Below are 4,614 nucleotides of genomic sequence, written 5' to 3'. Positions count from 1 at the left end.
GGGATTGAATTTCAGAATCTGCGATTGCTTGAGTGAGGCTTCCGACGATACCTTTGACATCCATGAGGCTTCCTTTCCTGCGGTGTTAGTTTGAGCACCAACATTTTGCAGGAGGAAGCCTCTTTTCGTGAATACCAATCTCGCCAGATCACAGGCGCACTACGCGGATCGCACCCATTGTAACCCTTGATCTTGCTGGCGATGCAGATGCAAAATCGCTGGTTGGCCTACCTTGCCGCGTGTCGTCGTCTCACCTGTTGATTGACATGCCAAACGGAAATCTGACGGTAGTTCCAAATGAAACTGTACTCACACTTGAACTCGACGAATCTGGCGGATAACCATGCGATGAAACGAAGTCGCCGAATTCGTCTAGCTTTACATCACTATCAACCACGGCGACTCGCTTATCGCCGACGTTCTCCGACTGAAATTCCTTCGGACCTTACAGCAGACTTGAATGAGCTACGAGAATCTCATGGTTGCCCACTTGGTAACTGTCGTTCCCTGTATTTTTCTCGGCTTAGTAATTTTCGCGCTCCCCAAAGGCAATCGCCTACACCGAACAATCGGCCGGGCATATGTAATCCTGATGTTGCTGACTTCGATCTTGTCGTTGTTTATGAAGGCACGGGCTGGCCCTCAACTGATGGGGCATTTTGGATTCATTCACCTTTTCAGCGTTTTGACAGTCGTTTCGCTTCCTGCAGCAGTTTTCGCTGCGAGAGCTGGGGAAATCAAAACACACAAGTATATGATGATGCTCGCGTATATGGGCGCAATAGGATTCGCTGGTTTGTTGACTTTGTTGCCCGATCGCTATTTCCACCGAATCTTATTCTCCAACTGAGACCCGGAATACGGAGAACAATCCGATCGGGATAGGGCCCGGATTGCTCCGGGACCCTCCCACACCACCTAAGCACATCGGGTGAATTCATTCGGCATAACTAAAAAGCGTGGGCATATACGTCACGTCTCCGAACTCACAGAGTGTTTTCGTAAGCGTGTTTAGCAGTGTACTGAATCTCTCCCATGCCTCCACAGGGAGCAATTGGTACTTCAGTTTTTTCCAAAGCCCTTCGATCGCATTTAGCTCTGGGCTATAGGGCGACAGATGGTAGATGTAGAGCCCTTTGTCCGCCCAGTCTTCTAAGCGATCTTGAAAGGCTCCGCTGGTGTGCACCGAGGCATTGTCAAGGACCACAACGGTTGGTCCTTCGATTGTTTGGCAGTAATCATCAAAAATTGCAATCACCATTTCGCTGTTCACGTAGCCTTTGTGGAGATAGGTGTGCGTGTCGCCGTTTTGACTTTGGAACCCAAGCGTTTGAACGTTGCTGCCGTGTGCACCGGTGACGGGGATCTCGTAACGCCGACCGATCGGTTGCCACCCATACGGAACAACTCCTTTTAGCGAGAAACTCGCCTCGTCAAAGTAGACAACGTTTAGATCGGGTTCTTCGAGAAACTCGGAAAGTTCTTCCTTGGCCAATTGAAATGCCTTTTCGTCCTGTTTTTGCCGCGAGCTTCGACGGTAACGCTTCCAACTCAGCCGAAACCGCTTCGCATAATCCCGCAGGGTGGGACGCTTGATATCCTTACCGGTTTTTTCCTTCAGCTCTTTCAGAACCTTGGCTGGTCGATTCGGGTATTTCCGAAGCAATCTCCGAAGGGTTTGCTGTTCTGCGTCGCTGAGTATCGGCGGCGCACCGGGGTGCTCGGAGTCCTCAAGTGCTTCGGGGCCACCTTCGGAAAACCTGTCAATCCAACTCGATACCGAATCTCGATCGACGCCGAAGATGTCGACAATGGCACTGATCTCATATTGTTGATTGCTAAGTAGGATTGCGTGAGCACGGACACGTGTATAGTGGCAATGATGGGTCTTCCACATTTCAGTTAGTTGCTGTTCCTGCTGAACTGACGTGATTTTCGCAAATTTCATAGATGGACGTGCCATTTGATTCTCCCGGTTTGTGAAACAGGGAGAATCACGATGCCGTGCACAATTTCGACCATCGAACATTTGCTAGCAAAAGAAGAAAAGATTCCCAAGAAACATAGGTGCAAAATCTTTGCCAATTACACCGAATAATTCACCCAGATGTGCTTAGCATGCGGGTCCGCACTAGGCGGTTCGTCTCAACGGTGCAAACTTCTGCCACCGCTCTTCGAGGCAAACGAGGCCCGCAGTTGTGAGATATTCGATCGACAGCGCGCGTTGGACTCCTGACGTCATCGAAAGACGCCATTCCCCCTTGCGGCTGCAACCGAAACCCAGTGCGTCTTGCCTCGATATACCAAGAGACATCAACTTGCTGACTCGTGTGCGTGGGAAGCACCAGTCTTTCCAGTAACAAGCTCGGACCCGGCGGCGTAGCCACTTGTCCAAGTCAATGAATGTCGTCTTGCGTCCATCATGGGCAAAGTACGCGATCCAACCATTGGCGTAAGAGCGGAATTCTTTCATCCGACTCGCCATCGACACACCCCGATTGCGGCGGAAGATCTCCGACGCCTTCTTGTGGAATCTGGCAAGGCTCTTCTTACTGACACGAATTTGTCCGCCGTAGCCGTGAAACTCATAGCCTACGTACTCCAGCCCGTCCGTATTGCGCAGCGAGCTCTTGTCGCGATTGACTTTTAACTTCATTCGTGTGACCAAGAATCTCTCCACCGTGCGAAACACACGTCGCGCTGATACTTCTGTCTTCGTGAAGATCACGAAGTCGTCCGCATATCGCACAAATGGCAAGCCACGCTTCTCAAGCTCTTTGTCGAAATCGTCTAGATATATATTCGACAACAGAGGAGACAGGGGGCTGCCTTGGATCGTTCCTTTCTCGGTCGGTTGGCATAAACCGTCGACCATCACCCCGCCACGCAAGAACCGTCCGATTAACTTCAACAGCCGTTTGTCGCGAACCTTGCGGCCCACTTTTGCCATCAGTTTGTCATGTTGAACTAAGTCGAAAAATTTCGACAAATCCATATCAACGCACCACCGGCGACCGTCTCGGATGATCTTCTGTATTTGCTTGACCGCACCCTGGGCGGAGCGATAAGGTCGATAGCCGAAACTTGACTCGGAGAACTCCGGGTCAAACATCGGCGTCAGGACCAACGCGATGGCTTGTTGAATCACACGCTCGAGCAAGTTTGGAATACCGAGCTCGCGTGTGCCGCCATCGGGTTTGTCGATGGAAACTCGCCGTGCCGGTGAGGGCCGGTAAGTTCCCGCTAGAAGTTGCACTTTGATCTGTTGCCAACGTGGCTGGAACCACTCAGGGAACATCTCGACCGTGATCCCGTCAGGGCCAGGAGCCCCGCGGTTGGCCTTGACTCGTGCCCAAGCGGTTTCCATGTTGAGATCATCAACCACTTCTTCCATCAAAGAGTTGGGGTAACTTTCGTCCAAGGCTGACTTCTCGATGTTCGCCGAAGTCGCTGCTCTCGGCTGAGGTGGAGTTAGTTTCGAGACCATCAGTGGTTCTTTCCTTGTGTTGAATCATTTGGTCCTTCCCGCAGCCGCTGGATTGCGGCAGGTTCGGTACTACGACCGCTGCTGACTTCCCCCAGACACACTCAGGGTTACCCCTGTTTGCCCGACCTTTCGGGCAAGCCCTACTCGCCGGTACGTCCGGAGGCTCTCCCCAGATAAGGGAGCGTGATCTGTCCCTGCCCAATCGCCACATCTACCCCGAGCGGAAAAACTTCCAGTCTGGACTTCGCTGTGACATGCCAGCTCGTCCCCGACTCTTGGCCTCATGTGAATTCTGTTCGTCAACTGGCAGGTCTTGGCGGGAAGGCGTCCGGCTACGGCTACTTCGCCGGTTTTCCGATCACCCTTCGCAGGCTTCCTCTCCACGGTCTGTTACCTCGCCGCAGTTGCCCTCGCCTCGTGTTTGCTTTCTTACGAGCTATCCATGTGGTATCATGACTCTCTCGTTAAAAGGACTGGAATTCAACACAGGGGACTAAGTTCCCAAAGGAACCGCACCCCATAAGATCACGCCCATGCTGGGCGTACATGATGACGGAGCGGCGTGGTCACCGTCCTCGCAGGGGTGAGTCGCTCGCCGCCGCCCGCATATCGCCGCCGTTCTGGCACAAAGTGGCCATCGTGCTCGTGCTCAGTGAAACGGTGCTCGTGCTCGTAATCGAAATGGCGCAACCAAGACCGAACCAATCTTCGACCACGATCGACTCGACGTCTACCGTTTGTCAATCGGATACGTCGCTGCTGCATTCGACGTTTCGAAATCGCTGAGCGGTTTGCATCGCCACGCTCGTGATCAATGGCTTNAAGTTTGACGGCGTTAGGGAGCCGTCGGTAGACTATGAACTGGGGAACGATTACGAGCACGAGCACCGCGATGCTGAGCACGAGCACGAAAGAAAGCCAGAACCAAGCCGTGCACCTAAGGACGGCTCGCGCGATTATACCAATGGAAAATCAATCGTCCGTCCTCGGTGACGGGTAACGTTCTGGCACAAAGTGGCCATCGTGCTCGTGCTCAGTGAAACGGTGCTCGTGCTCGTAATCGAAATGGCGCAACCATGACCGAACCAATCTTCGACCACGATCGACTCGACGTCTACCGTTTGTCA

Annotated in this window: 3 protein-coding genes; 1 reads left to right on the top strand and 2 read right to left on the bottom strand. The window is 52.8% G+C overall.

Going from position 1 to position 4,614, the window contains the following annotated elements; all coding sequences use genetic code 11:
* The first annotated feature begins 460 nt into the window (after positions 1-460).
* Positions 461-850: a DUF2306 domain-containing protein gene (locus tag CA85_RS26275; RefSeq protein ID WP_146394357.1), complete on the top strand. Its 390-nt coding sequence runs from the start codon at positions 461-463 to the stop codon at positions 848-850.
* An 87-nt stretch (positions 851-937) separates the two neighbouring features.
* On the opposite strand, the gene CA85_RS24500 is transcribed toward CA85_RS26275, so the two are convergent.
* A complete protein-coding gene (locus tag CA85_RS24500; RefSeq protein ID WP_146394356.1) occupies positions 938-1,963 on the bottom strand; it encodes an IS630 family transposase in 1,026 nt (341 codons plus the stop codon).
* A gap of 168 nt (positions 1,964-2,131) precedes the next feature.
* On the bottom strand, positions 2,132-3,487 hold the full coding sequence (ltrA, locus tag CA85_RS24495; RefSeq protein ID WP_146394354.1) for a group II intron reverse transcriptase/maturase: 1,356 nt from the start codon (positions 3,485-3,487) through the stop codon (positions 2,132-2,134).
* Positions 3,488-4,614: the final 1,127 nt, after the last annotated feature.

This window comes from Allorhodopirellula solitaria (assembly GCF_007859855.1).
In the GTDB taxonomy this organism is placed as follows: domain Bacteria; phylum Planctomycetota; class Planctomycetia; order Pirellulales; family Pirellulaceae; genus Rhodopirellula; species Rhodopirellula solitaria.
This window is presented reverse-complemented; position numbering and strand designations above follow the sequence as displayed.